This is a genomic window from Ramlibacter sp., from assembly GCA_019635435.1.
In the GTDB taxonomy this organism is placed as follows: Bacteria; Pseudomonadota; Gammaproteobacteria; order Burkholderiales; family Burkholderiaceae_C; genus JAHBZM01.
The window spans coordinates 4204854-4225506 of sequence record JAHBZM010000001.1 but is presented as its reverse complement, the minus strand read 5'-3'; the positions used below and the strand labels follow the sequence as shown (position 1 = coordinate 4225506).

General features: G+C 65.3%; 40 protein-coding genes and 1 tRNA gene. 26 read left to right on the top strand and 15 right to left on the bottom strand.

What is annotated here, in order from left to right; genetic code table 11:
• Nucleotides 1-2: 2 nt before the first annotated feature.
• From KF796_20765 to KF796_20715, 11 genes are all read right to left on the bottom strand, one after another.
• Nucleotides 3-299 (bottom strand): ArsR family transcriptional regulator, encoded by a 297-nt coding sequence (locus KF796_20765; GenBank protein MBX3589070.1) that lies wholly within the window; start codon nucleotides 297-299, stop codon nucleotides 3-5.
• A complete protein-coding gene (locus KF796_20760) occupies nucleotides 296-610 on the bottom strand; it encodes a hypothetical protein (protein ID MBX3589069.1) in 315 nt (104 codons plus the stop codon). Before KF796_20760 ends, KF796_20765 begins: the two co-directional genes overlap by 4 nt.
• Nucleotides 607-942 (bottom strand): hypothetical protein, encoded by a 336-nt coding sequence (locus KF796_20755; protein MBX3589068.1) that lies wholly within the window; start codon nucleotides 940-942, stop codon nucleotides 607-609. Before KF796_20755 ends, KF796_20760 begins: the two co-directional genes overlap by 4 nt.
• Nucleotides 942-1151 (bottom strand): hypothetical protein, encoded by a 210-nt coding sequence (locus tag KF796_20750; protein ID MBX3589067.1) that lies wholly within the window; start codon nucleotides 1149-1151, stop codon nucleotides 942-944. Before KF796_20750 ends, KF796_20755 begins: the two co-directional genes overlap by 1 nt.
• Nucleotides 1152-1162: 11 nt before the next feature.
• Nucleotides 1163-1828 (bottom strand): tail fiber protein, encoded by a 666-nt coding sequence (locus KF796_20745; GenBank protein ID MBX3589066.1) that lies wholly within the window; start codon nucleotides 1826-1828, stop codon nucleotides 1163-1165.
• Nucleotides 1829-1886: 58 nt separating this feature from the next.
• Complete coding sequence (locus KF796_20740; protein ID MBX3589065.1) at nucleotides 1887-2468, bottom strand: hypothetical protein; 582 nt, start codon at nucleotides 2466-2468, stop codon at nucleotides 1887-1889.
• A gap of 25 nt (nucleotides 2469-2493) precedes the next feature.
• A complete protein-coding gene (locus KF796_20735; GenBank protein MBX3589064.1) occupies nucleotides 2494-3255 on the bottom strand; it encodes a hypothetical protein in 762 nt (253 codons plus the stop codon).
• Between the two features lie 46 nt (nucleotides 3256-3301).
• The gene (locus tag KF796_20730) at nucleotides 3302-3712 is read right to left on the bottom strand and encodes a hypothetical protein (GenBank protein MBX3589063.1); all 411 of its coding nucleotides are present in this window, start codon (nucleotides 3710-3712) and stop codon (nucleotides 3302-3304) included.
• A gap of 213 nt (nucleotides 3713-3925) precedes the next feature.
• Complete coding sequence (locus KF796_20725; GenBank protein MBX3589062.1) at nucleotides 3926-4492, bottom strand: glycoside hydrolase family protein; 567 nt, start codon at nucleotides 4490-4492, stop codon at nucleotides 3926-3928.
• A gap of 59 nt (nucleotides 4493-4551) precedes the next feature.
• Nucleotides 4552-4944, bottom strand: a complete 393-nt coding sequence (locus KF796_20720; protein ID MBX3589061.1) for a hypothetical protein — start codon at nucleotides 4942-4944, stop codon at nucleotides 4552-4554.
• 287 nt (nucleotides 4945-5231) lie between these two features.
• A complete protein-coding gene (locus KF796_20715) occupies nucleotides 5232-5813 on the bottom strand; it encodes a helix-turn-helix domain-containing protein (GenBank protein ID MBX3589060.1) in 582 nt (193 codons plus the stop codon).
• Between the two features lie 140 nt (nucleotides 5814-5953).
• Between KF796_20715 and KF796_20710 the strand changes: the two genes are divergently transcribed.
• A complete protein-coding gene (locus KF796_20710) occupies nucleotides 5954-6226 on the top strand; it encodes a helix-turn-helix domain-containing protein (protein ID MBX3589059.1) in 273 nt (90 codons plus the stop codon).
• A 3-nt stretch (nucleotides 6227-6229) separates the two neighbouring features.
• Here KF796_20710 and KF796_20705 read toward each other — a convergent pair whose 3' ends face one another.
• Nucleotides 6230-6667 (bottom strand): hypothetical protein, encoded by a 438-nt coding sequence (locus KF796_20705; GenBank protein MBX3589058.1) that lies wholly within the window; start codon nucleotides 6665-6667, stop codon nucleotides 6230-6232.
• A gap of 110 nt (nucleotides 6668-6777) precedes the next feature.
• On the opposite strand from KF796_20705, the gene KF796_20700 reads away from it, so the two are divergent.
• From KF796_20700 to KF796_20580, 25 genes are all read left to right on the top strand, one after another.
• Complete coding sequence (locus KF796_20700; protein MBX3589057.1) at nucleotides 6778-7083, top strand: IclR family transcriptional regulator; 306 nt, start codon at nucleotides 6778-6780, stop codon at nucleotides 7081-7083.
• Nucleotides 7084-7088: 5 nt separating this feature from the next.
• On the top strand, nucleotides 7089-8003 hold the full coding sequence (locus tag KF796_20695; GenBank protein MBX3589056.1) for a hypothetical protein: 915 nt from the start codon (nucleotides 7089-7091) through the stop codon (nucleotides 8001-8003).
• 80 nt (nucleotides 8004-8083) lie between these two features.
• On the top strand, nucleotides 8084-9820 hold the full coding sequence (locus KF796_20690) for a DDE-type integrase/transposase/recombinase (GenBank protein MBX3589055.1): 1737 nt from the start codon (nucleotides 8084-8086) through the stop codon (nucleotides 9818-9820).
• 344 nt (nucleotides 9821-10164) lie between these two features.
• Nucleotides 10165-11073 carry an AAA family ATPase gene (locus KF796_20685; GenBank protein MBX3589054.1) on the top strand — a complete coding sequence of 303 codons (909 nt, stop codon included), beginning with the start codon at nucleotides 10165-10167 and terminating at the stop codon, nucleotides 11071-11073.
• A gap of 2 nt (nucleotides 11074-11075) precedes the next feature.
• Nucleotides 11076-11231, top strand: coding sequence for a hypothetical protein (locus KF796_20680; protein MBX3589053.1), 156 nt, complete (start codon nucleotides 11076-11078; stop codon nucleotides 11229-11231).
• Nucleotides 11231-11539 carry a hypothetical protein gene (locus KF796_20675; GenBank protein ID MBX3589052.1) on the top strand — a complete coding sequence of 103 codons (309 nt, stop codon included), beginning with the start codon at nucleotides 11231-11233 and terminating at the stop codon, nucleotides 11537-11539. The genes KF796_20680 and KF796_20675 overlap by 1 nt, the downstream gene beginning before the upstream one ends.
• The gene (locus tag KF796_20670; protein ID MBX3589051.1) at nucleotides 11536-12168 is read left to right on the top strand and encodes a hypothetical protein; all 633 of its coding nucleotides are present in this window, start codon (nucleotides 11536-11538) and stop codon (nucleotides 12166-12168) included. The genes KF796_20675 and KF796_20670 overlap by 4 nt, the downstream gene beginning before the upstream one ends.
• On the top strand, nucleotides 12165-12452 hold the full coding sequence (locus tag KF796_20665) for a hypothetical protein (protein MBX3589050.1): 288 nt from the start codon (nucleotides 12165-12167) through the stop codon (nucleotides 12450-12452). The genes KF796_20670 and KF796_20665 overlap by 4 nt, the downstream gene beginning before the upstream one ends.
• Before the next feature lie 16 nt (nucleotides 12453-12468).
• The gene (locus KF796_20660; GenBank protein MBX3589049.1) at nucleotides 12469-12813 is read left to right on the top strand and encodes a hypothetical protein; all 345 of its coding nucleotides are present in this window, start codon (nucleotides 12469-12471) and stop codon (nucleotides 12811-12813) included.
• Nucleotides 12814-12825: 12 nt separating this feature from the next.
• Nucleotides 12826-13344, top strand: a complete 519-nt coding sequence (locus KF796_20655) for a host-nuclease inhibitor Gam family protein (GenBank protein MBX3589048.1) — start codon at nucleotides 12826-12828, stop codon at nucleotides 13342-13344.
• Nucleotides 13341-13622 carry a hypothetical protein gene (locus tag KF796_20650; protein MBX3589047.1) on the top strand — a complete coding sequence of 94 codons (282 nt, stop codon included), beginning with the start codon at nucleotides 13341-13343 and terminating at the stop codon, nucleotides 13620-13622. The genes KF796_20655 and KF796_20650 overlap by 4 nt, the downstream gene beginning before the upstream one ends.
• Nucleotides 13622-13855 carry a hypothetical protein gene (locus tag KF796_20645; GenBank protein MBX3589046.1) on the top strand — a complete coding sequence of 78 codons (234 nt, stop codon included), beginning with the start codon at nucleotides 13622-13624 and terminating at the stop codon, nucleotides 13853-13855. The genes KF796_20650 and KF796_20645 overlap by 1 nt, the downstream gene beginning before the upstream one ends.
• 106 nt (nucleotides 13856-13961) lie before the next feature.
• Nucleotides 13962-14495 carry a hypothetical protein gene (locus KF796_20640; protein ID MBX3589045.1) on the top strand — a complete coding sequence of 178 codons (534 nt, stop codon included), beginning with the start codon at nucleotides 13962-13964 and terminating at the stop codon, nucleotides 14493-14495.
• Nucleotides 14492-14890, top strand: coding sequence for a DUF2528 family protein (locus KF796_20635; GenBank protein ID MBX3589044.1), 399 nt, complete (start codon nucleotides 14492-14494; stop codon nucleotides 14888-14890). The genes KF796_20640 and KF796_20635 overlap by 4 nt, the downstream gene beginning before the upstream one ends.
• On the top strand, nucleotides 14887-15669 hold the full coding sequence (locus KF796_20630) for a hypothetical protein (protein MBX3589043.1): 783 nt from the start codon (nucleotides 14887-14889) through the stop codon (nucleotides 15667-15669). Before KF796_20635 ends, KF796_20630 begins: the two co-directional genes overlap by 4 nt.
• Entirely contained in the window at nucleotides 15666-16088 is a 423-nt protein-coding gene (locus KF796_20625; protein ID MBX3589042.1) for a hypothetical protein, read from the top strand. Before KF796_20630 ends, KF796_20625 begins: the two co-directional genes overlap by 4 nt.
• Entirely contained in the window at nucleotides 16085-16288 is a 204-nt protein-coding gene (locus tag KF796_20620; GenBank protein ID MBX3589041.1) for a hypothetical protein, read from the top strand. Before KF796_20625 ends, KF796_20620 begins: the two co-directional genes overlap by 4 nt.
• Complete coding sequence (locus tag KF796_20615; GenBank protein MBX3589040.1) at nucleotides 16285-16671, top strand: hypothetical protein; 387 nt, start codon at nucleotides 16285-16287, stop codon at nucleotides 16669-16671. Before KF796_20620 ends, KF796_20615 begins: the two co-directional genes overlap by 4 nt.
• Nucleotides 16672-16684: 13 nt before the next feature.
• Nucleotides 16685-16936: a hypothetical protein gene (locus KF796_20610; GenBank protein ID MBX3589039.1), complete on the top strand. Its 252-nt coding sequence runs from the start codon at nucleotides 16685-16687 to the stop codon at nucleotides 16934-16936.
• Nucleotides 16933-17181: a hypothetical protein gene (locus tag KF796_20605; protein ID MBX3589038.1), complete on the top strand. Its 249-nt coding sequence runs from the start codon at nucleotides 16933-16935 to the stop codon at nucleotides 17179-17181. The genes KF796_20610 and KF796_20605 overlap by 4 nt, the downstream gene beginning before the upstream one ends.
• Complete coding sequence (locus KF796_20600; GenBank protein MBX3589037.1) at nucleotides 17181-17486, top strand: hypothetical protein; 306 nt, start codon at nucleotides 17181-17183, stop codon at nucleotides 17484-17486. The genes KF796_20605 and KF796_20600 overlap by 1 nt, the downstream gene beginning before the upstream one ends.
• The gene (locus KF796_20595; protein ID MBX3589036.1) at nucleotides 17470-17859 is read left to right on the top strand and encodes a hypothetical protein; all 390 of its coding nucleotides are present in this window, start codon (nucleotides 17470-17472) and stop codon (nucleotides 17857-17859) included. Before KF796_20600 ends, KF796_20595 begins: the two co-directional genes overlap by 17 nt.
• Nucleotides 17856-18368 carry a hypothetical protein gene (locus KF796_20590; protein ID MBX3589035.1) on the top strand — a complete coding sequence of 171 codons (513 nt, stop codon included), beginning with the start codon at nucleotides 17856-17858 and terminating at the stop codon, nucleotides 18366-18368. Before KF796_20595 ends, KF796_20590 begins: the two co-directional genes overlap by 4 nt.
• Nucleotides 18369-18566: 198 nt before the next feature.
• Complete coding sequence (locus tag KF796_20585) at nucleotides 18567-19007, top strand: regulatory protein GemA (protein ID MBX3589034.1); 441 nt, start codon at nucleotides 18567-18569, stop codon at nucleotides 19005-19007.
• Nucleotides 19004-19384 carry a hypothetical protein gene (locus KF796_20580; protein MBX3589033.1) on the top strand — a complete coding sequence of 127 codons (381 nt, stop codon included), beginning with the start codon at nucleotides 19004-19006 and terminating at the stop codon, nucleotides 19382-19384. The genes KF796_20585 and KF796_20580 overlap by 4 nt, the downstream gene beginning before the upstream one ends.
• Nucleotides 19385-19509: 125 nt before the next feature.
• Here KF796_20580 and KF796_20575 read toward each other — a convergent pair whose 3' ends face one another.
• From KF796_20575 to KF796_20565, 3 genes are all read right to left on the bottom strand, one after another.
• The gene (locus KF796_20575) at nucleotides 19510-20121 is read right to left on the bottom strand and encodes a 50S ribosome-binding GTPase (GenBank protein ID MBX3589032.1); all 612 of its coding nucleotides are present in this window, start codon (nucleotides 20119-20121) and stop codon (nucleotides 19510-19512) included.
• A complete protein-coding gene (locus tag KF796_20570; protein MBX3589031.1) occupies nucleotides 20118-20393 on the bottom strand; it encodes a ferrous iron transport protein A in 276 nt (91 codons plus the stop codon). The genes KF796_20575 and KF796_20570 overlap by 4 nt, the downstream gene beginning before the upstream one ends.
• A 171-nt stretch (nucleotides 20394-20564) precedes the next feature.
• Nucleotides 20565-20639, bottom strand: a tRNA-Arg gene (locus KF796_20565).
• Nucleotides 20640-20653: the final 14 nt, after the last annotated feature.

Here is a 20653-nt window from a genome sequence, read left to right as displayed (position 1 = left end):
GCTCATGCCCCCGGCTGCGGCCGCGCCACGCCGGGCACCCGGGCGCGGCCGGCGGCCACGTCCTGGCCGCGCGCGGTGAGCGTTGCGACCGTGACGCCCTCGGGCCTTTCGACCGTGACCAGGCCCTGCTCGGCCAGCCAGGCCAGATCCTGCTCGATGCGGTCGCTGCTGACGACGTGGGCCACGGCGTCACAGTACCGGCGAATCAGGAACGCGTTGGCGCGGTACTGGGTGGCGGACTCGAGCCCGCGCAGGATCACGAGGCGGCGGTCTTCGGTCTCGAATTCTGCGAAGTTCATTTTCTGGTGAGCAGGAAGTTTTCGATGCGGTCGAGCTGGACGGTTGAGCGCTTCTGGCTCTCAACCAGCGCCTCGACACGGATCTCTGTCTTTTCGGCCGTGGTTCTGAGTTGCGCCAGGTCGGTGTTGGTGGCCACGTGCTTTTGCGCCTGCTCCAGCGCGATGAGGCGGTCCGTCACGCCCTGCAGCGCCGCGCCGGCGTCTTCGCCGGGCTTGCGCACGTACTGCACAAACGCCACCCACGCCACGCCGGCGAACTGGAGAAAGTCAACCACGATGCCCCAGATGTGAGACTGATCGCCAGGGTTCATGTTTTGCTTTCAATGGCCGCGCGGGCCTGGTCTTGGCTGATGCCGAGGGCGTAGTTGTTTGAGAGATAGGCCGCGAAGGTTTGCAGCGAACCGGGCGCGTAGCGCAGCTGCACGCTGTAGGCCTGGGCCTCGTAGTCCAGCCGCGCCTGGGCAGAGGTGAGGTAGCGCCACCAAAAGCGCAGGGTGCCGTCACGCCGCATCTGGGCGACGTGGGCCTTCTCGTGCTCGAGCAGGGCCGCATCGTTGCGCGCACGCGGGTGCAGCAGGATGAGGCCCTGGCACAGCGTGAAGCCGTCGGCCCAGAACAGCAGGCGCGTGTACCAGACTCGCATCAGGCCCCCTGCGCGATCAACTGATCAATGCGCTGCGTGATGGCCTGAAGGTTGTTGGCCAGGCGGGCCCAGTTGCGCGCCAGCGCATCGCCCACGTGAGCGCTGTCACGGTCAACAACCTGATGGGCGTCGACAGCACTGCGCGCGCTTGCGGCCGCGGCGATGGCGTCGACCCGGGCGGCCTGGTAGCGGTTGAGTTCCTCGTTCATGCCGATCTCCGTCAGGGCGCAATACCGGCGAGCGCGATGATGTAGTTCACGCCGAGGTAGGGCTGCATGACTGACACATCTGCCGTTGTGCTCACTGGCGCCTCCAAGGTCTCGCCCGCGCCCGTGTTGCCCACAGTGACAGACCCCGTGCCGCCAAGGCTGGTCCCGCTCAGAGGAATGGCCCCGCTCGGCGTCAAAGTGAAAATGTTGCCCTGGCCAGGGCCGCCCCCTGTTTGGCATAGGCTCGCACCGCTTGCCATCGCCTGTTGGCTTGTCAGGGAATCGGTGCTGACCTGAATGACTGGCGCCACCCCGCTGAGATCAAGCGTTGCATCGTGCGAGTGAGGCGGCAGGTTTGCTTCAATCAGGTTGATCTCCGCCGTGCCCTCACCGTTCACGGTCACCCCGTTCGCGCCGCCTGACGCGCCCACTGCAATGCTGGTCAGCCCAGCCCCATCGCCGGCGCCCACTGGCACACGCCCCCGCAAGTCAGGCACCTTGAAGTTCGTCATGCCGTCGCCGCCGTAGGTGTAGCCGATGACCGCGAAAAGTGCCGGCTCGTCCGCCACCTGTAAGGTCTGGCCGTCACATAGCGCCCAGCCTTCGGGCGCCGTTGCAAATGCAACAGTACGGATCTCACCCACGAAGAACGAGGGGACATAGTCACCGGCCTGCATCTCGCGAATTTCACCGGCGATATGCACGAGGGGTTTGCGCATGGGCATAGGGTCTCCTTCAGGCCAGCAGGATGGGCGGGTTGTAGGCGAAGTTGACGGCCGTGGCCGCGTGCGCCAAGCCGATGCGTTGCACGATGTGGCCCGATGTCGAGGGCGGCACGTTCGTGCCCTGACCCGGCACGGCGTTGCTCAGGTAGACCACGCCGGGGGCCTGGCCGGCGACCTGGCTGTTGGTGCTGTCGAAGTAGACCGTTGCGGGCACGCCCGAGGCGTACCCCGCGAGCACAAAGCCGTGTGCCTCGCGCCCGTTGCTGGCGTCAGCCAGGCGCACGCGGAACGAGCCCCCGCCGCCGTCGTGAATGTTGACGTAGTCGCCCGCGGCGACGGCCTCGCTCGTCTGGATCACGGCCACGTCGGCGCCGAAGGCGGCCGGGATGACCGCGTCGTCCAGCTTGCCGTCCGGCTTGAGCTTGAGCGTCTTGTTGGCGCCCGTGGTGGCCGCATTGAGAACAGTGTCGGCCAGCACGCCGGCCGCATTGAGCCCCGGGATCTTGCCGGCGTCGCCGGCGCCGGCCGACTCGACCAAGGCTTCGACTTCTTCGGCGCGGCCGTTGCCGTTTTTGAGGTACTTAGCTGCCATGAGCGTGCTCCTTTAAAAGCTGTGTTCAGACCTGCAGGATGGGCGGGTCAAAAGTGAGATGGACGGTGGTGGCGTTGACCGCAACGCCGACGATGCAGACCCAAGACCAAGCCGGGTTGTAGGCCTGGGTGAGCTGGCCGTTGAGGCCGGCAAATACCGGCTGCTGCTCTACCCAGGCCCAGCCGCTGTCGCTGATGAGGCCCGCGCGCTGGTAAGTGACAGGCTGCGCGGCGGCGCTGGCCGCCGTGAGGCTGACGCCGGCGAGTACGGAGCGGTGCGCGGGGGTATCCGCGCTGGCAACGTCTACGGCGCCGTCTGCCGCATAGCGCAGCACCTTGCTGCCGCCCACGGGCCCGGCGGCAAGCCGGGTGAAGCGGCTCAGGCTGGCGACGGCCGAGGCGATCTCGACCTGCGCGGCCTGCAGCTGCTGCAGCGCCTGCTGCGCGGCGTCGACGGTCGGCGGCGGGCTGGCCTGCAGGAGCAGGCGCATGGGCACGGGCTGATCCTCGGGCGCAGCTTCTGAGACGACGATGAGGCCGGCGAACAGTGACCGGCCTTCCGAGTTGATGCTGACCTCGTACTGGGTGCCACGGGCGCCGCGGGTGTTGGCCCACAGAGGGAGCACCACGGTGCCGTCCAGGCCGGTGATGCCCTCGACAATGGCGGGCACGATCAGGGTGCCGTCGGCCTCGTAGCCGGTCAGCCGGGCCCGCACGCGGGCCCCGGCGATCAAGGCGCCGCTGGGCGCGGTGGCGTCAAAGAGCACGTTGACGGTTTGCAACGTCATGGCGTGCCTCCTTCGGCCACGAGCCCCCGCTCGCGCAGCAGCTGGCTCAGCGCTGCGTAGCGGGCGCGGTCAGCGGCGCAGGAGGCGGCGTTGAGGGTGTGGTTTGACCAGGCATCTTCAAGCCCAATGCCTGACCCGGCGGCGCAAGCAGCACGGGCTTGGCCGGCGGGAGTAGCAAGGCCGCAGGCACCCGCGGGCACGTCTCGACCTGCGAGACCAGAGTTCCACAGCCAGACAGCGCGCAAAGACAGCTCAGCGCCAGGGCCTTGCGCAGCCGGCTGGCTGCCCGGCGCCGCGCCCCCCACAGGGCGCGCAGCAAGTTCCACAGCGGGGCCAGCAGCAGCAGGATCAGCAGGCCCGCCATCGCCAGCGCCGCGGCAATCAGCCCCGTCATGGCCACGAGACAGGAGCCCAGCTGCGCGAGCCAGATCAGTGTTGCGTGCAGCGATTTGGGCATAGCGCTCCTCCTGTTCGAAGTGGTCTGTGATGTAGGAGGCAACGGCGCTGTCGCCCTTGGCCTCGGCGGCGCGCACCCTGGCCGCGGTGGCGGCGTTGGCCTTGCCTTGAGCCGCCTCGTATCGGCTGGCCGCGTTGGACGAGCCCCACCAATAGCCCGCCGCAATGTGCAAGGCGGCGAGGACCAGGGTGACCAGGGCGCGCTCGATCAGGCTCATGCGGTGGCCTCGCCGGTGCATTGCCGGAACTCGGCCTGGCGGCGGTTCGTGAGGCCGCGCAGTTTGACCAGCGGGCATTCCATGCGGCCGGTCTTGGGGTTGAGCACCTTGGGCTTGCTGCAGTCCCTGACGTTGTCGAAATCGAGGATGGTGCGGCACGCCGCGTCGTATTGCCCGGCCTTGACCTTGCCCGGGATGGACGAGCCGCAGACGGCGCCGACGCCGACGTTGTAGGCAAGGGAGGCGTAGGCGTCAAACTCGTGCTGGTACAACGACGCGCCGGCGAAGCATGCGCGAATGCCGGCGGCGTGCGCCTCGGCGCTGCTGAGCAGCTGCACCAGGGCGCGCGCGGGCGTGGTGGTGTCGCCGGGCTTGACGCCCTTGGTCTCGCCGTACCCGTTGGTCCAGACGCCCACCGAGTCCTGGTAGGCGACGCCGCGGTAGTCTTCCTTGACGGCGATGCCGACGAGCGCGGCGCCCGACAGCACCAGGCCCGCGACAACCGCGCGCGGCTGCGCTTTGCCGAAGATGCGGCGCAGCGAAAAATGCAGGCGAAGTGACATGCGGGCAGTGTTGCCCGCGCGCGCGCGAAACTACAGGTAAAGCGCTTTAATGAAGTGCTTCAGCTCTCACCAGATTCAGGCCTAGGGCTACCGCTGTGCCACGTGGCGGCTTGAATCTGTGTGTAGGACTTTGAGTCAACGGTGGCCAGAAACCCTCGGCCGTCATGCAAGCGGCAGACGAAAGTGCATTCCTTGCCATTGCCCCCTAACAGCAGCCCGGCCAACAGACCGACCGGACCAAGCGCCAGGGCACCAGCAGCGCCCCAACCAACAGAACCGCCCAAACGCTTGACTGAATCTTCAGACGCTAGCTCAACTTCGGCAACAGACGACAGCGCAATTTTGTCGCCCCACTGGTGCCACCATTTGGTCGGCGGCATCAGCATCACGCCGAACCCGACGGAGCCTTCACCCTTACCGAAATCCCCTGCGTGGACCGTCAACTTTGCCATACGAACTCCTTTCAGGCCCCGCCGTGAATTGCGGCTACAAATTTACTGACCCGGTTCAACTGCTCGCCGTTGAGCACGCCCAAGGCCGCCATCAGTTCCGTCACGCCCGGCTGTCCTGACTGGTCAATCGGGCGTGAATGGTAGATGTGAACGTCACCGCCCACAACTAAATTTCCCGTTCCCCGCACAAGAACTCTCGCGCTCGGCGCCGGCTCAGCGGCCCCAAGAATTCCGGCCACCCTACGACTGATATCTTCGTTCTTCACTGCATCGGACTCCGTTGTTGATCAAGCTACGAGGCGAAGGTACCGATGCGAAATACGCCGCACCTGTTCAGCCCTGTCACGATCATTCACGCCGACGGTGTCTTCATAGATCAGAGCAACAAGCTCGGCAAGCTTGGGCGCCTTTAGCTGCAGCCCGCGGGCGCCCAACTCCGCTAACACCGCGCCCAAGACGCCGGCCAGCAAATTCGCGTCTACGCCTGACGGCCGATTGACACCAGCGTAAAGATCAGGGCCTTCGTCCCTAGCAACATTCTGTTGCAATGTCGCGCCACCCGCACGCTTATAGCTGTGCTCCGCCGTTGGGCTTGAGTGCATATCGCCCCCTTTTCCTGTGACTTTTTGCGCTTGACCTGATGCGTCGCCAGCCGCGCTTTTAGCTAACTCTTTAGCCATTTGGTTCAAAAAAATATGGCTCTTCTTGCCCTCCGCGAGCCATTCAAACGGTAACCCCGTAGCCGCCGAAGCGGCACGTAGCCGCTCAAGCGGAACGCTGTCCCTTTTGTGCCAATTGCGCACCGTGTTCTCTGGCGCCTCGACTTTATCCGCGAGTTCTTTCAGCGTCCGCGTGCCATAGGCGTCCATTACGCGCCGAAGCACAGGGGCAAAGGGTTTTTCTAGGTTTCTGGGCATTTTGAAAGATATCGCTTGTCATTTGGTTCATTGTTTGGCTAGAATACTTTTCAGCGTGAACCATTAGCCTAAATATTCAGTTCATCTTAGCCATGCATCACGAAGACATCAAGGCATCGATCCGCAAGTCCGGCACCAGCCCTGCCGCTATTGCACGGAGCCTAAAGGTCACTTCGGCAACCGTGTCGAACGTGATCCAGGGCAAGACCATCTCTGCCCGCATCGCGCGGCATATCGTCACCGTGACGGGCAAGCGATTCTCCGAGCTTTGGCCCGGCAAATACCCCGCTCACGAGTTCGTGGAACGGGCCGATCTGCCCAAAGCCGTAGCCCCTGGAGCAAAGAAGAAAGCGGTGGCGGCATGACAGTCAAGATGACCCGCGCTTACGTCTCTTTTTTGAAGCGCCGGGCAGCGGCGGCAACTGCTCGAGCATCTCGCGCAGCTCGTCAGCAATCTCTTCATCAGACGCGATTGCTAGCCACGCTTTCTTCGCTTCTTTCAGACCCGCTGGTGCGGACGCGTGCAGAGCAGCTTCTAGCGCGAGATTCAGCTTTGCTTCGTTCTGTGACGCGCCAAGGTTCTTACCGGCCAGAGTCAGGAAGCGATCTATGAAATGCTGCATCGCCAAGGCCGCGTCCCTGCCGTCTACCCCGGCTGCATTGATCTGTAGCGCGGTCAGGTTTTCGAGAAGCTCAGCTCTCTTTGTTGCGCTGAGCGTCAGCGCAATTGCCATCGATATGCGCTCCTGCGCGGCAACTTGTAGCCCAAGCCATTCAATGCTCGCGGCTGCTTCTTCAGGTTTCATGCACGCCCCCGTGGTGATGGTTGATCAGGTGAGAGCGATCAGTCTAGCCGCGTGGGGGGTGCGCCTTTTCCCCACCCACCACCACACCCCCTACAGGAGTTTCTGAACCGATGAGCGCCGAGCAATACACCAACGACGGCCAGCAGCGCATCTTGCGCCTGATCAACGTGCTGGCCGGGCACGAAGTCACGGGCCTTGCGCCCAGCCAGATCGCCCAGCAGCAGTCGTGCAGCGCAAGCCTGGTGACGCGCGACCTTGCAAACCTGCAGATGGCTGGCTTCGCCGAACAGGTGCCCGAGTCCAACTGCTGGCGCCTCGCGCCCCAGGTGGTGCAGATCTCAATCCGCCACGCCACAGCGCTGCAACGCGCCGAGGCGCGGCTGGCCGAAGTAACCCAACGATTTTCCCGGAGTTGAAGAAGATGGCACGCAAGACCCCCGTACAGCCGACCGAAGTGCTGGCCCTTGACACCGACGCGGTGAACGCCGCGAACGCGGCGCTCACGCTGCAGGGCCAGCAGGCCACAAGGCTGATGAGCGCCTACAACGTGACGCACGCGAACCCGGACGCGCTGGAGGCCGAGATTCGCGGCTATCAGACGACGGCCGTGGAGGCGATGTTTGCCATAGGCGCGCGCCTTCTGGTGATGCGCACGGTGGTAGAGCACGGCGACTGGATCAAGCGCCTGGAGCGCCTGAACATGGCCCCGCGCGCCGCGCAGCGCGTGATGCAGGCCACCCTTAAGTTTGCCGACCCGAGCAAGCCGCGGGACAAGCTGCTGGGCCTGGGCAAGGGCAAGCTGATCGAGCTGCTGACGCTGGATGACGAAGAGCTTGATGTGCTGTCGGGCGGCGGCGACGTGCTCGAGCTGGATCTGGACGACGTGGCCGGCATGAGCACCACCGAGCTGCGCAAGCATCTGCGCGAAGCCCGCGCAGATGCCGAGGCCAAGGACCGGCTGATCGAGAAGCGCGGCAAAGAGATCGACAAGCTGCATACGCAGCTCGAGCGCAAGTTTGTGCCCGAGCCGGGCAGCGTGGCCGAGACAGAGACCGAGCAGGCGCAGTACCTGGCCCTGCAAGAGGCCCACACCGAGGCGCTGGCCGTGCTGGCGCGGCTGACGGTGGTGGTGCGCGATATCAAGGCGGCGCCGAGCGTGAGCGAGGCAATGGAGATGGCCGCAGACAACGCGATCCGCCATGCCTGCCAGCGGCTTGTGGACATCGTCAATGACAACGGCCTGGCCATTGACCTCGAAGAGCTTGTCACCCCGGCTTGGCTGCAGGCGCCGGACGACGCGGCGACGCAGTCAAAGGCGCGCGGCAAGCGCAGCTGATCCCCACCCGCCACCACGCACAAGACCTCGTACCAATCAACAAGGCGACGGCGCAAATGAATCAACTGGAGTGGGAAGTTTTGATCCAAACGCGAGACCAGCTCATTGCGGCCCGGCACGGCGCCAAAGGCGAAGTGATCGCGCGGGCCTGTGCCCGGCTGCAGTGTGACGAGCAGACCGTGTACCGCAAGCTGAAAGAGGCCGGTCTGGACACCGGGCGCAAGCAGCGCGCCGACAAGGGGCAAGCCATGTATACACGCGAACACCTGATGCTGATCAGCGGCATGCTGATCGAGAGCACGCGGCAGAACGAGAAGCGGCTGCTGACGGTTGAAGATGTGGTCGAGATCCTGCACGCCGGCGGCAAGCTGCCCGAGCGCATGAGCGCCGGGCGCGTGAGCCAGCTGCTGCGGGACAACACGCTGCACCCGGACCAGCTGAGCCACCAGGCGCCCGCTGTTGCCCTGCGCAGCCTGCACCCTAACCACTGCTGGCAGATCGACGCCAGCGTGTGCGTGCTGTACTACATCAAGGGTTCGCACCTGCAGAGCATGCCGCGCGATGAGTTCTACAAGAACAAGCCGCACAACCTGGTGAAGGTGGTCAACGACCTGTGCATCCGCATGAGTTGCACGGACCACTACAGCGGAACGATCTGGGCGCGCTACTACACCGGCGGCGAGACGACAGAGAACCTGATCGAGTTCTTCTTCTGGTGCATCAGCCAGCGCGATGGGTGCCCGGCGCACGGCGTGCCCTTCCTGGTGATGCTGGACCCGGGCGCGGCCAACAAGAGCCACATGTTCAAGCAACTGTGCGACCGGCTGCAGGTGCGCCTGAACATCAACAAGCCGGGCAATGCACGCGCCAAAGGCCAGGTCGAGAACTCGCACAACATCATCGAGCGGCACTTCGAGGGCCGCCTGGCGTTCATGCCGGGCTTGGACCTCGACGCACTGAACGCCTACTGCATGCGCTGGCAAGCCGCTTACAACAGCACGCGGCGCCACAGCAGGCACGGCCAGGCGCGCTACTCGATGTGGATGCGGATCACGGCTGAACAGCTGCGGATCGCCCCCGCGATGGAGTTGCTGCGCGAGCTGGTAACCACGGTTGAGCAGACGCGCCGCGTGAGCAACACCATGACGGTGAGCTACACCGTGAAGGGCTACGGCCAGCAGGACTACGACGTGCGCTATGTGCCTGGCGTGATGCCGGGGCAGACGCTGACAGTGTGCGTGAATCCGTACCGCGCGCCTGCCATCGATGTGCAGCTCACCGACAAAGCGACGGGCGAGTTGACATGGCTGTGCATCGAGCCGGTGGCGAAGGACGCCGCCAACTTCACCTTGGCGGCACCAGTGATCGGCGAGGCCTACCACGCCATGCCCAACACGGTGGCCGACGACGCCCGCAACGAGCTGGCGAAGGCAGCGCACAACGTGACGACGCTGGCGGCAGCGGAGCAGGCCAAGAAAGCCCGCGCGCGGCCCTATGCCGAGGTTGACGTGATGGCCGACGTGAACGCCACGCCGGTGCCCGCCTACCTGCCCCGCAAGGGCACGGCGCTGGAGGTGGATAAGCGCGCGGTGGCCGCGGCGCGGATCACCTGCGTTGAAGCGGCCAAGCGGATCAAGGCGATTGCCGGGCCGGCCTATGACCCGGCCACCTATGGCTGGCTGGTGCAGCGGTTCAGCGATGAGGGCGTGCCAGAAGACCAGGTGGAAGGCCTGGCGGCCCAGCTGGCCGGCCGGTCGGCATCGCAGGGCCCCGAAGCGGCGCCCGCGGGCCTGCGCGTAGTAGGAGGCGGCGCATGAGGGCCCCGCATCAGCTGCCGCCGTTTCCGATCAAGCTGGCGGCCGTGGCCTCCGAGCTGCGCCTTGGCGTTCGCGTGCTTGCGCGCGCGGCCGGGGTGAGCAAGACGTCGGTGGCCTCGATCCTGCGCCACAACGCGTGGCCCAAGCGCGGCGACCGCAAGGCCATCGAGGCGGCCTTTCTGGAGGCCTGCTACACGGCAGGCGCCACCCCCGCGCAACTGCGCGACCTTTTCCGGCCGCAGGCGCGTTTTGACGCGTCGGCCAAAGGAAAAGCGGCCAAGGCTCGCGCCAAGGCCGCTTCACATTCCCCCACCCACCACCATAGCGAACAGGAGAACGACGACATGTTACTACCGAAACAATCCCTCTCTCAAGATGCCCGCAAGGCATTCGGCCTCTTCATCAACCCGTTTGACGGCGAAGTCGAGGCGGCCGACCAGATGTTCCAGAACCCTGATTTCAGGTATTGCCGCGAGGCGTGCTGGCAGGCCGCAGCTCATGGCCGCTTCGTGGCCATCGTTGGCGAAAGCGGCGCGGGCAAGACAACGCTGCTCGGCGATCTGGAAGACCGCATCGAGCAGGAGCACAAGCAAGTGGTGCTGATCAGGCCCTCCGTGCTCGGCATGGAAGACAACGACAAGGCCGGCAAGACGCTGAAGGCGACCGGCATCATGGACGCGATCATCTTCACCTTGGACCCCACGGCCCGCCCGCGGCTGACGATGGAGGCCAAGACGCGGCAGCTGCAGGCGATGCTGGAGGCCAGCGCGAAGGCGGGTAATGCCCACCTGCTGGTGATCGAGGAAGCGCATTGCCTGCCGGTGAACACGCTCAAGCACCTGAAGCGCCTGCACGAGCTGCGCATGGGCCGCCGCCCGCTGCTGGGCATCTTGCTGATGGGCCAGCCCGAGATCCGCAAGAAGCTCAACCCGAACAGGCAGGACCTGCGCGAAGTGGTCCAGCGCTGCGAGGTTGTGGAGCTGCTGCCCCTGGACAGCGACCTGAAGGGGTACATCACGACGCGGCTGGCCCGCGCGAACAAGCGGCCCGAAGAGTTGATGGATGACCAGGCGATTGACGCCGTGAGGCACCGCCTCACGGTGCAGACGCAGTCAAGGCCGGGCGACCGTCAGGCGCCGCTGGTCAGCCAGGTGTACCCGCTGGCGGTCAACAACTTCATGACCCGCGTGCTCAACAGCGCGGCCGAGCTGGGCGTGCCGCGCGTGACGCGCGATGTGGTTCTGGCGGTCTGACCATGAGCGGCCCCGTTACCTACCAGCGCCCGACGCTGACATGGATCAAGCGGCGCGCACGCCGGCTGATGCGCTTCTACAGGATCGAGCGGCGCCTGGCCGTGTTCGACGCGGCGATGGACTACGCCGCATTCGTTGGCCCCACGGGAGGCAGATGATGATCTACGAGACCCCCGAGCTTCAGCGCGCCTTTGAAGATGGCGTGGCAGCGGCCGCCGCGCGGCGCAGCTACCTGACCAACCCGTATCCGCGCGATTCACTGCGCGCGGTGACCTGGTCCCACGGCTACAACAATGCGCCGCGTTCCCACAGCGCGCCGCTGAACTTTGCGCCTGGCGCCATCGAGCACCACGCCCGCGGGCGTCGTCAAGAGTTTTGGCTGGCCCTGTCCGCGGCCGTGGTGCTCTTGTGCGCGGTGGCCGGCTTCACCGTGGGCTATTTCAACCCGTGGGGGCTGTTTCGATGACAAGCAGGGAGATTTTCTGCTGCTGGTCATGCGGCGCCGAGTTGACGCCCGAGCAGCTGTTCGCGCATGAGCAGGACCGCCAGGCCTTCGGCCAGCTCGCGGCGCTGAGCGTGCCGCTGGGCGCGCGGGTGATTGGCTACGTTGCCCTGCACGCGCCCGCGAAGAACCGCATGACGATTGCGCGCAAGGCCAAGTTGATCATGGAGCTGCTGCCGGACCTGCAGCGCGAACAGATCACGCGCAACGGCCGGGACTGGCCGGCCCCGCGCGCGGCCTGGTCGCTGGCGATTGACGGCATGCTGAGCCTGCGCGACCAGGGCAAGCTGACGCTGCCCCTTTCCGGCCACGGCTATCTCTACGCGGTGCTGCAGGGCATGGCCGAGAAGGTCGAGCGGGCCGACGAGAGCCAGCGCGAGCTCGACCGCCGGGCGCGCAGCACATCCGCGCGCGCGACCGGCAGCCTGGATATCGGCGCCGTGCTCGACGAGCTGGGCCCGGAACTGGCGGCCACGCAGCGCGCGGTGGCAGCCCGGCAGCCGGCCCCCGCGGCCGCGCCCGGCAGCAGCTACCTGGTGCGCCAGATGAAGGCCGCCATCAAGCCCCATCAACCACCACAGGAGCAACCATGAACGTAAATGCGCCCAAGGGCTACACGCCCGAAGATTTGCAGGCCACAGCCAAGCTGACCGACCAGCTGATGGAGCTGACGGCGCCGCATCACCCGAAAGTGGGCATGTCGGCGCTGCTCTCGGCCTACATGCGCCAGGCCGTCCAGACCGGCACCGTCGTCGGGGCGGCCGAGCACCTCGTCTCGGTCGGCGGCGGGGTGCTGATGACCAACATGCTGGCGGCAGCCTCGGCTGAAAAAGAGCACCGCGCCCACGTCCTGCCCGCCGCCGGGCGGATTCAGTAACCGAGGGGCGCCCGCCATGATGCAGATCACCGCCGCCGCTGTCTTGTGCGAGTTGCAGCACCACATCGGCCAGGACAAAGGCATTCACGTCCGCGACCTCGTGCAGCGCATCACCGGCCAGATCACGGCGGCCGAGCACCTGGAGCGCAAGGTGCGCGAGGCGGTCACCGAGCTGCGGATGCAGGGTGAGCACGTGTGCGGGCACCCGGCCACGGGCTACTTCATGGCGGCTGACGCCGCCGAGCTCCAGGCGACCTGCAACTTTCTTTACTCGCGCTCCATGACAGGCCTGCAGCAGGTCGCGGCCATGAAGCGCGTTTCCCTGCCCGACTTGCGCGGGCAGCTCCATCTCCCGACCTGATGAAAGGCTCCCATGACCACCATTGAAACAATCACCAAGCGCGCGGAGGTCTACGCGGCCCTGCGCTCGCACCTGGCCGACAAGGTCAACGCCCTTGAAGACGCGATTGCCGCGCTGCGCAAGGACCATCTGCCGGACATTCGCCGCGCCGTGGCCCGCGCTGCAGATGCAGAGGCCCAGCTGCGCGCGCTGGTCGAGCAGAATCCCTACCTCTTCGAGAAGCCGCGCACCCACACCGTGGCCGGCGTCAAAGTCGGGTACGCCAAAGGCAAGGGCTCCATCAGCTTTGACGACGGGGCGGCCGTGGTCGCCCGCATCAAGCGCGTGATGCCGGAGCAGGCGGAGCTTCTCATCAACACCACCGAGGCGCCGAACAAGGCGGCGCTGGCGGGCTTGTCCGTGGCCGACCTGAAGCGCCTGGGCTGCAGCGTCGTCGAGGCCGGCGACCAGGTCATTGTCAAGCCCGTTGACAGTGAGGTGGACAAGCTGGTCACGGCGCTGCTCAAGGGCGCCAGCGAGGAGGCCGCATGAGCGCGCCGGCCCCCGAGCAAGTCCAGGCCGAGATTGAAGAGCTGCGCCGGCTCGTGGACAAAGTCCGGCCCCGCAGCTTCTTCGGCGACGACAACCGCGCGTGCATCGAGGCGCAGATCGTGGTGCTCTCCCAGCCGATCCGCACCGCCGAAGGCTGCGAAGAACTGTATGAGGGCTACGTGCTGGACTGCGCGCTCTCAGCACGTGACTGGATGACTGGCGATCTCGCGGACGACGAAGAAACGCCCGCCCAAAGCTGGCAGTGCCTGGTGCAGTGATGGGAACCATCGCATCCATGAAGGCCTCGATGGGCTTTCACTTCGCAGGCGGCGCCAGCTGCTGCAGCACCTGCGGCCTGCGCGAGCAGGTCAGCACCGGCCTGCGCTGCACGCGCGGCGGCTTCTGGGTCAATCCGGCGAACGGGTGCAAGGAGTACTCCGCTCCTGAGTCCGCGCATGAGGCCGCCCAGGCGCCCGACACACGCATTCAGATCGGCCCGCCCGATGTCTAGCTTCTCCCTAATCAAGTTGAGCCGGTCGCCGGCCTCTTGATCTTTCGCACCCGGCCGGGTTTCGGCCTGGCCGGGCTTTTTTCTGACCACCACCTTGGAGCTATCCATGTCAGACCCAACCACCGTCGATGTCGCTGTGAGGCAGCGTATCGGCACCTATCAGACAGTTTCGATCAACGGCGTCAATGCCTCTTGCACCGCCGGGGAGCAACAGGCCGCCGAGCGCTTCGGCCGGAAGTACTTCGGACCAGCCTACACGGGCGTGCAGCTCGTGGAGGCGAGCGCCGCTTTCAAGCCGGCAGTCTGGCGCGTCAACGCCGACCCGAAGGCATATGCCTGGTGCTGGGCATCGGGGCTGATCGAGATCCACGACACCATGCCCGAGAAGAATCCAGACGGCAGCGGGCCGGTCGCGTTCGCGTCGGGGCCACGCCGCGCGCTCGAAGCGAGCCTGAGCGTGCTAGCGCGTCACGGCCAGGGCGCTTCAAAGGGCAAGCTGCTCGCGCCGGGCGTGCCCGAAGCCAAGGGTCAGGAAGACGGCATGACCTCGCTGATTCTCTGGGTCAACTGGTGCGCCGTGCGCAACGGCCAGGCGAAGCAGCATGGCGTTGTGTATGGCCGTGAAGGAGACGTGCTGTGAACGACGTCAATGCACCACGCCGCTACGTCATCCGCTACACCGATGACAACGAGGTCACCCTCGAGATTGACCCCGCCGTACTCACGCTCGAGATAGCGGCAGAGATCAACAACTTCCACGGCCCGCTCATGGCCGAGGTTCGCCTGGCCGATCAGAACGGTGATCTGCTGGCCACCGTGGCCCGCATGTTCGGTGCCTGCGCGCTGTTCTGCATGGCCGCCGATGGAGGCGCCCAAATTGAGGAGGGAGAAGCCGAGGCCGCAGCGCTGTATGTCAATATCACCCTGGTGCAGGAACACGAGGGCTGGCCCACATACGAAGAGCTTGGCATTCGGATCGTGTCCGCTTACGTCGCAGCGCCGAACTATCACGACGTGACTTTGGAGGCCGTATGAATAGCGGCTTGGACAGCACCAACGGCGACGGCCACCCTGGCACGTTCCAACATCGCGTGGTGAGTGCCGCCACAGCCGCGCGCCCGCGGGGCAACCTCACGTCGGGCAACCCTTTCGCGCTGGGCGCTGCAGCCGCCGCCGGCGCAGGCGGCCCGCCGGCCGCAAAGCGCGCCAACCGAAAGCCGATCAAGGCCTCAAAAGCCGTTCACACCAAGCGCAGGACGCGCGCGGGGAGCATGGCGGCGCGCGCCATTGCTGTCTTAGCGGCCTGCGGTCCGCTCACCGCCGCACAGCTGGCCGAAGGGCTGGGCGCCACGAACAAGCAGGCTGGTGATCTGGCGGTACACGGCGTGAAGCTGGAGCGCATCGTGCGCATCAAACGGGACGATCAGACGCTCTATGGGCTTACGCCAACGGCTGCAGAGGAGTTCAACGCCCTAGTCCAGACTGAGGAAGGGCGCCGGCTTTACGGTCTAGAAAAGGCGGCCGGGCGTGAAAGTGGTTTCAAACACTGGCTCGGTAAGAAGGGCGCCGAGCGGGCCAAAAGCGGGGGTGGGAAGGCCGCGAAAGCCTCGGCCGCGGCCCAGGTGCCGACTTCCCCGGTTCGAGGCGCTGCTGCGGTCATGCCACGCGCTGGAACGTCTTTGCGGTGCGGCCTGTTCAACGACGGTACCTTTTCCATCAGCACAGATATCGAAACCGTCACCCTGACCCGCGAGCAGGCACGCGAACTGATCGCGTATCTCGAACTAATTGGCGCAGCCCTGGAGGCCGCATGAACGCCCCAAAGCTCAAGACCCGCCGCGAGCTGTTGCGCCAATGGCTCGACGATGTGACCGGCTCCAACAGCCCCCATGACACCGTGGTCCTGCCACGCCACCAGGCCCGCATGTGGGCCGAGGACGCCCTTGCGGCCCACGAGTTGGTCGCTGCATGCACGGCCCCCGCGAATGCCCATCCGACGCAGCCGACCGTCCTTGTTAGGGGTGTTCGGCGTTTCAAGTCAAACGCCATCGTGGCGCATCTTCTCGACCACGGTGGAATCAACATGGATGACATCGCCAGGCTTCCATTCAGCGACGAAGACCGCCGCCAATTCGCCCAGCTGATCGGCTTCAGCGTGAGCGGGTATCAAAACCTGGACTACGCCCAGCGTGACAGTGATTCGCCTGTTGCCGGCAAGTGGGAGGGGACATGAGACGAAAAATCTGCGGCGTCTGCAAGAAGCCCGTGCTACCGGGTCAGGCCTACAACGGCGCCACCAAAAACCACTGGGACTGTGACCCGGCTCGGTCGCCGCGCGCCGCGATGGAGGATTTTGGCAAGGCCCTCGAGCGCACTCAGCAAGCCATGAACGGGCTGGCAGCGCGCTTGAAAAAGTCACGGGGGAAGAAGTGACCAACGACCACATTCAGAGCGTTCTCGCCATGTCCGGAGCCCTCTACAAAGACGATGTGCGGGGTATGGTTTGGTATGTCAACGAGTCCGCCTGCTTGCTCGCACAGATCGCCAAGTCAGGCGGCGCCATCAGCATCGCCGACGAGGCGTCGTGGGAACTCATTCAGTCCGAATGCCGAGGGCGGGAACTCAACGGCGTCAACTGGTACGAGGTTCACGCAACGAACCTGAGGCTCGATTTGAACGGAGAGGACGAGGAGATTTTCCAACGGGTTTCCGAGGCCGTTTCCTACCTCACGTCGCGCGGGCTGCTGGTTGCTCACCCCGACAACGCGACGTTGGTGCGGCAAAGAGACCCTGCGTCACCCGAGGTTCGGACCTGAAATGGAGCACGCAGTGAGCAACTACATGTCCCAGGCCGAGGCCAACGCCTATTGGGCCGGCAAGTCCCCCAAGAAGTACGTCGTCACCCTGGAGCTCGGGCGTCAGAGCAAGCCCGACCAAGAGCTGAAATTCGTGAGTGCCAGCACCACGGCCGGCGCAATCAAAACGGCGCGTGCAAACGCTTTTCGCGTCAAGAATCCGACCCGCATCCTCTGCCGCCTGGCCACGGCTCAAGACCTGGGCTGCGTGAGGACATCACGATGAGCCATATGCAGTGGCTCCTGATCGGCGGCCCAGCGCACGGCCAAACGCTGCGGGTGAAGGGCGGCTCTCAGATCCGATACCGCCATTCGGACGCGGAGGAATACCTCTATTGCGCGAGAACCTTCAGGCACCAGGGCCGGGAATATCGCCTGGGCGTTTGCTACTCAGACAGCAAGCGCTACTCGGACGACATGATCGCCACGCTGGTCGAGCGCAGCGGCGTTCAATCACTGGGTGCTGCCTGATGCCCTTCTATCGCGTCAAAGGCATGCGTATTCACATGAGAGGCACCAAGCTGCCCGATCCCTGCGCGGCCGTCGTCGGGATCGCTGACAAGCGCTATGTCTGCGAGGACATGAGCCGCTACTTGTGTGACTGGCCTGTTGGCGGTGGCCGTAGCTGCGACAAGGCCCTTTGCGAGGCCCACGCCCACCAGGTGGGGCCGAACAAGCACTACTGCCCGGAACACCTAGCGGAATACATCGACGGGCAGAGCGATTTGTTCTCTGGCGTCCAGGTTGAGGAGACTGACCATGCCGATCAAGCCTGAAAACCGCCACCGCTACCCGGCCAACTGGCCGGAGATCGTTGACCAGGTGCGGGAGCGGTCGGGCGACCGCTGCGAAGGCTCGCCGGCCTTCCCGGATTGCCGGCGGCCGAACGGGTGGCTGCTCAACAAAACGACCGGCGAACTGACCGATGACGGTGCGTTGGCCGAGGCGTGGGAACTGGCTGACGGCGACAAAGTCGTTCGCATCGTCTTGACGACGGCGCACCTTGACCACGTGCCAGAGCATTGCGAGCTCAGCAACCTGCGCCACTGGTGCCAGCGCTGCCACCTGGCATACGACCAAAAGCACCACCTTCAAACCGCGTACATGGCCCGCATGGCCCGTGCGCAGACCCTGGAGTTGCCGCTGTGAGAAAGCCTGATGACTTCCTACGCATCCGCATCCTCAAGCAGCTGCGCACTGAACAGCCGGAGCCGGTGGGCATGATTGAGTTGGGCCTGACGCTGGGCATGAAGAAGTCGAAGATCGACAAGGTGGTCTGGCTGCAGCTCAAGCTGCTTCGCGCCGACGATCTGGTAGCTCGCACGGGCAGCCCCCGGTACTACCGCTACGCGATCACTCACAACGGAATCGCACACCTGTCCGACGTTGAGGCCGGCAAGCATCCGGGCCACAACTTTGCTGCCGGCGCCAAAAAGCGCGATGCAACGCGCCGCCACGACGGCGCGCGCAGGGCCGCTGCCAAGTCCGCACACTTCAGGGCCTGGGCTGACAGCCGCGCGGCTTTGTCCGACGAAGAGCTGTCAATGGCCCCCTACGATGACCGGCACATCATCTGGTCGCAGGCCAGGCAGGGGCAGGCCCCGGCCCGCCCAATAGCGTCCGTTTTTCACCTGGGCATGTACCGCAATGAGCAGTAAACGTGCCCAGCGTCGCAAGGCCTGCAAGGGCAAACGTCGCTTCGACTCCTTCGATGCCGCCCACCATGCCATGAGTGCCCTGATTCATCACCGGGGCAACGGCGGGTGGCCCATGCAGCCGTACCCGTGCAGGTTCTGCGGCGAGTTTCATTTCGGCCACACGCCGAGCACTTTGCTTCGAGCACGAAAGGGGCGCAGATGAGCAAACTCGCGCGAGATCACCGCAACCGTGAACTGGCACAGATTCACGTCGCCAAAAAGCAGTTTTTGGACTCTGGAAAGTTCGCCAGTGACGACGACTATCGGGCGATGCTCTGGACACAGGCCCGGGTTCGGTCGGCCGCTGAGCTGGATCACGCGGGCCGGCAGAAAGTGCTGGACTACCTCAAGCGCATGGGCTTCTCGGCCACGAAAGCCGGCGCCCGCGCCAAGGCGAGGAAACTGGAGCCGCGGGAACGCCTCATGTTCTCGCTGTGGCAGCAGCTGGCCGACGCCAGGGAGGTTCGAGATCGGCGCATGCCGGCATTGCTGGCCTTCATCAAGGCCCAGACTGGCGTAGACCGCCTGGAGTGGCTGAATACGGCCCAGCAGGACCTGGTCATCGAGCGCCTGAAGCGCTGGCTGGGGCGCGTCGAATGAGCAAGAGCCGCAAGCTGATCAAGGCCAAGAACCGCACCCGCGTTCGGGCGTTTGTGGCCAGCGCCACCGAGATCATCAAGCGCCGGCTGATGGCCGACGTCGGCGTCTTGCCCGTCCAGGCCGAGGAAATCGCCAGGGACTGCGCGCACGACATTTGCGCCGGCCACGGCGGCTTGTTCATGTATGTGCCCAAGGATGTAGAGTTCACCCTTACGAAGCGCGATCTGGAGATTTTCGAGCGCTACAACGGCCGCAACATGCCTGAGCTGGTCGAGGAATTCGGGGTGACCCACATCCGCATTTACCAGATCGTGGCCAAGGTCAAGGCCAGGCTGACCGCCGAGCGGCAGGGCGTGCTGCCGGGCATGGATGAGTAGGCAGCAGGGCAAATGCGTCGGTAGCGACGCATTTCGGGGGCCCGATTTTCTTTCCCCCTGCTAAAGTCCATTTAAGCGGGGTCCGTTTTTTTCCGGCCTCTTCCGACATCTTCCGGCCGTTTTTCTCATTTCCCCCTGTGGGTTTTCTCAATACCGGTCACCGAGGGCAGGGTCATGGGTGTATCGCCAATGGTCTGGGCCAGGTCCGGCGAAGCCAGCAGTTCGCGCAGGGCCTTCGCGCCATCGTCGTCCACGGCGACCGTGGTCACCACGGGCAGGCCCAGCTCCCGCGACAACGCCGGGGCATCAATGTGGATGCCCCGGCGCGTGGCCATGTCGGCCATGTTGAGGGCCACGACACAGGGAATGCCCAGCCGCTGGACGCCCAGCACCAGGCGCAGGCCGCGCCGCAGGTTGGTGGCGTCGACCACGCAGACCACGAGGTCCGGTCGCTTCTCGCCGGCCGCAATGCCGCGCAGCACATTGCAGGTGACTTTCTCGTCGGGTGAGCGCGGGTGCAGGCTGTAGGTGCCCGGCAGGTCGAGCACGCGCAGGGTTTTGCCGGTGGGCAGGGCCATCCGGCCTTCCTTGCGCTCCACGGTGACCCCCGCGTAGTTCGCCACCTTCTGGCGGCTGCCCGTCAGCAGGTTGAAGAGCGCGGTCTTGCCGCAGTTCGGGTTGCCGACCAGCGCCGCCAGCCGGCCGGCCGGATGGACATGAATGATCGACGGGCTCATGCGGCCGCGGGCCTCTCGACCTGGATGCAGGCGGCCTCGGCGCGGCGCAAGGCAAAGGTGGATTGCCCCACGCGAACCACCAGCGGGTCACCGCCCATCAGGGCCCGGCGGGCCACCATCACCTGTTCCCCGGGCACAAAGCCGATGTCTTCCAGCCAGCGCAGCCACTCGGCCGGCCCGTTGCCAACGTGCACACCGGCGACGACGCAGGGCGCGTTCAGCTCGACCAGGTCCAGGGTGGTCGGGGCTGGAAGGCGGTCAGCGCGGATCATGGAATTTGGAGGCGAATGCAAATGAGAACAATACGCAATCATAACGACATCAGAATCTGGGTCTGCCGTGGGGGTTTGCGAATGGCGGCGGGGTGGAGGCGTTCACCGGGGCCTGCGCGCAACGAGGCGCTGGCGGGGCGGGCCGGCACAGGGTGCTGCGGCCGTGCGGGATGGCGCCCCCGACGGGAATCGAACCCATATCTAGCGCTTAGGAGGCGCTCGTTCTATCCATTGAACTACGGCGGCAAGGTGCTCATTGT

Excerpts from the sequence above, each read along its gene's own strand:
- KF796_20765 (MBX3589070.1), bottom strand. The coding sequence starts at position 299 with ATGAACTTCGCAGAATTCGAGACCGAAGACCGCCGCCTCGTGATCCTG.
- KF796_20760 (MBX3589069.1), bottom strand. The coding sequence starts at position 610 with ATGAACCCTGGCGATCAGTCTCACATCTGGGGCATCGTGGTTGACTTT.
- KF796_20755 (MBX3589068.1), bottom strand. The coding sequence starts at position 942 with ATGCGAGTCTGGTACACGCGCCTGCTGTTCTGGGCCGACGGCTTCACG.
- KF796_20750 (MBX3589067.1), bottom strand. The coding sequence starts at position 1,151 with ATGAACGAGGAACTCAACCGCTACCAGGCCGCCCGGGTCGACGCCATC.
- KF796_20745 (MBX3589066.1), bottom strand. The coding sequence starts at position 1,828 with ATGCAGGCCGGTGACTATGTCCCCTCGTTCTTCGTGGGTGAGATCCGT.
- KF796_20740 (MBX3589065.1), bottom strand. The coding sequence starts at position 2,468 with ATGGCAGCTAAGTACCTCAAAAACGGCAACGGCCGCGCCGAAGAAGTC.
- KF796_20735 (MBX3589064.1), bottom strand. The coding sequence starts at position 3,255 with ATGACGTTGCAAACCGTCAACGTGCTCTTTGACGCCACCGCGCCCAGC.
- KF796_20730 (MBX3589063.1), bottom strand. The coding sequence starts at position 3,712 with ATGCCCAAATCGCTGCACGCAACACTGATCTGGCTCGCGCAGCTGGGC.
- KF796_20725 (MBX3589062.1), bottom strand. The coding sequence starts at position 4,492 with ATGTCACTTCGCCTGCATTTTTCGCTGCGCCGCATCTTCGGCAAAGCG.
- KF796_20720 (MBX3589061.1), bottom strand. The coding sequence starts at position 4,944 with ATGGCAAAGTTGACGGTCCACGCAGGGGATTTCGGTAAGGGTGAAGGC.
- KF796_20715 (MBX3589060.1), bottom strand. The coding sequence starts at position 5,813 with ATGGACGCCTATGGCACGCGGACGCTGAAAGAACTCGCGGATAAAGTC.
- KF796_20710 (MBX3589059.1), top strand. The coding sequence starts at position 5,954 with ATGCATCACGAAGACATCAAGGCATCGATCCGCAAGTCCGGCACCAGC.
- KF796_20705 (MBX3589058.1), bottom strand. The coding sequence starts at position 6,667 with ATGAAACCTGAAGAAGCAGCCGCGAGCATTGAATGGCTTGGGCTACAA.
- KF796_20700 (MBX3589057.1), top strand. The coding sequence starts at position 6,778 with ATGAGCGCCGAGCAATACACCAACGACGGCCAGCAGCGCATCTTGCGC.
- KF796_20695 (MBX3589056.1), top strand. The coding sequence starts at position 7,089 with ATGGCACGCAAGACCCCCGTACAGCCGACCGAAGTGCTGGCCCTTGAC.
- KF796_20685 (MBX3589054.1), top strand. The coding sequence starts at position 10,165 with ATGTTACTACCGAAACAATCCCTCTCTCAAGATGCCCGCAAGGCATTC.
- KF796_20680 (MBX3589053.1), top strand. The coding sequence starts at position 11,076 with ATGAGCGGCCCCGTTACCTACCAGCGCCCGACGCTGACATGGATCAAG.
- KF796_20675 (MBX3589052.1), top strand. The coding sequence starts at position 11,231 with ATGATCTACGAGACCCCCGAGCTTCAGCGCGCCTTTGAAGATGGCGTG.
- KF796_20670 (MBX3589051.1), top strand. The coding sequence starts at position 11,536 with ATGACAAGCAGGGAGATTTTCTGCTGCTGGTCATGCGGCGCCGAGTTG.
- KF796_20665 (MBX3589050.1), top strand. The coding sequence starts at position 12,165 with ATGAACGTAAATGCGCCCAAGGGCTACACGCCCGAAGATTTGCAGGCC.
- KF796_20660 (MBX3589049.1), top strand. The coding sequence starts at position 12,469 with ATGATGCAGATCACCGCCGCCGCTGTCTTGTGCGAGTTGCAGCACCAC.
- KF796_20655 (MBX3589048.1), top strand. The coding sequence starts at position 12,826 with ATGACCACCATTGAAACAATCACCAAGCGCGCGGAGGTCTACGCGGCC.
- KF796_20650 (MBX3589047.1), top strand. The coding sequence starts at position 13,341 with ATGAGCGCGCCGGCCCCCGAGCAAGTCCAGGCCGAGATTGAAGAGCTG.
- KF796_20645 (MBX3589046.1), top strand. The coding sequence starts at position 13,622 with ATGGGAACCATCGCATCCATGAAGGCCTCGATGGGCTTTCACTTCGCA.
- KF796_20640 (MBX3589045.1), top strand. The coding sequence starts at position 13,962 with ATGTCAGACCCAACCACCGTCGATGTCGCTGTGAGGCAGCGTATCGGC.
- KF796_20630 (MBX3589043.1), top strand. The coding sequence starts at position 14,887 with ATGAATAGCGGCTTGGACAGCACCAACGGCGACGGCCACCCTGGCACG.
- KF796_20625 (MBX3589042.1), top strand. The coding sequence starts at position 15,666 with ATGAACGCCCCAAAGCTCAAGACCCGCCGCGAGCTGTTGCGCCAATGG.
- KF796_20620 (MBX3589041.1), top strand. The coding sequence starts at position 16,085 with ATGAGACGAAAAATCTGCGGCGTCTGCAAGAAGCCCGTGCTACCGGGT.
- KF796_20605 (MBX3589038.1), top strand. The coding sequence starts at position 16,933 with ATGAGCCATATGCAGTGGCTCCTGATCGGCGGCCCAGCGCACGGCCAA.
- KF796_20600 (MBX3589037.1), top strand. The coding sequence starts at position 17,181 with ATGCCCTTCTATCGCGTCAAAGGCATGCGTATTCACATGAGAGGCACC.
- KF796_20595 (MBX3589036.1), top strand. The coding sequence starts at position 17,470 with ATGCCGATCAAGCCTGAAAACCGCCACCGCTACCCGGCCAACTGGCCG.
- KF796_20585 (MBX3589034.1), top strand. The coding sequence starts at position 18,567 with ATGAGCAAACTCGCGCGAGATCACCGCAACCGTGAACTGGCACAGATT.
- KF796_20580 (MBX3589033.1), top strand. The coding sequence starts at position 19,004 with ATGAGCAAGAGCCGCAAGCTGATCAAGGCCAAGAACCGCACCCGCGTT.
- KF796_20575 (MBX3589032.1), bottom strand. The coding sequence starts at position 20,121 with ATGAGCCCGTCGATCATTCATGTCCATCCGGCCGGCCGGCTGGCGGCG.
- KF796_20570 (MBX3589031.1), bottom strand. The coding sequence starts at position 20,393 with ATGATCCGCGCTGACCGCCTTCCAGCCCCGACCACCCTGGACCTGGTC.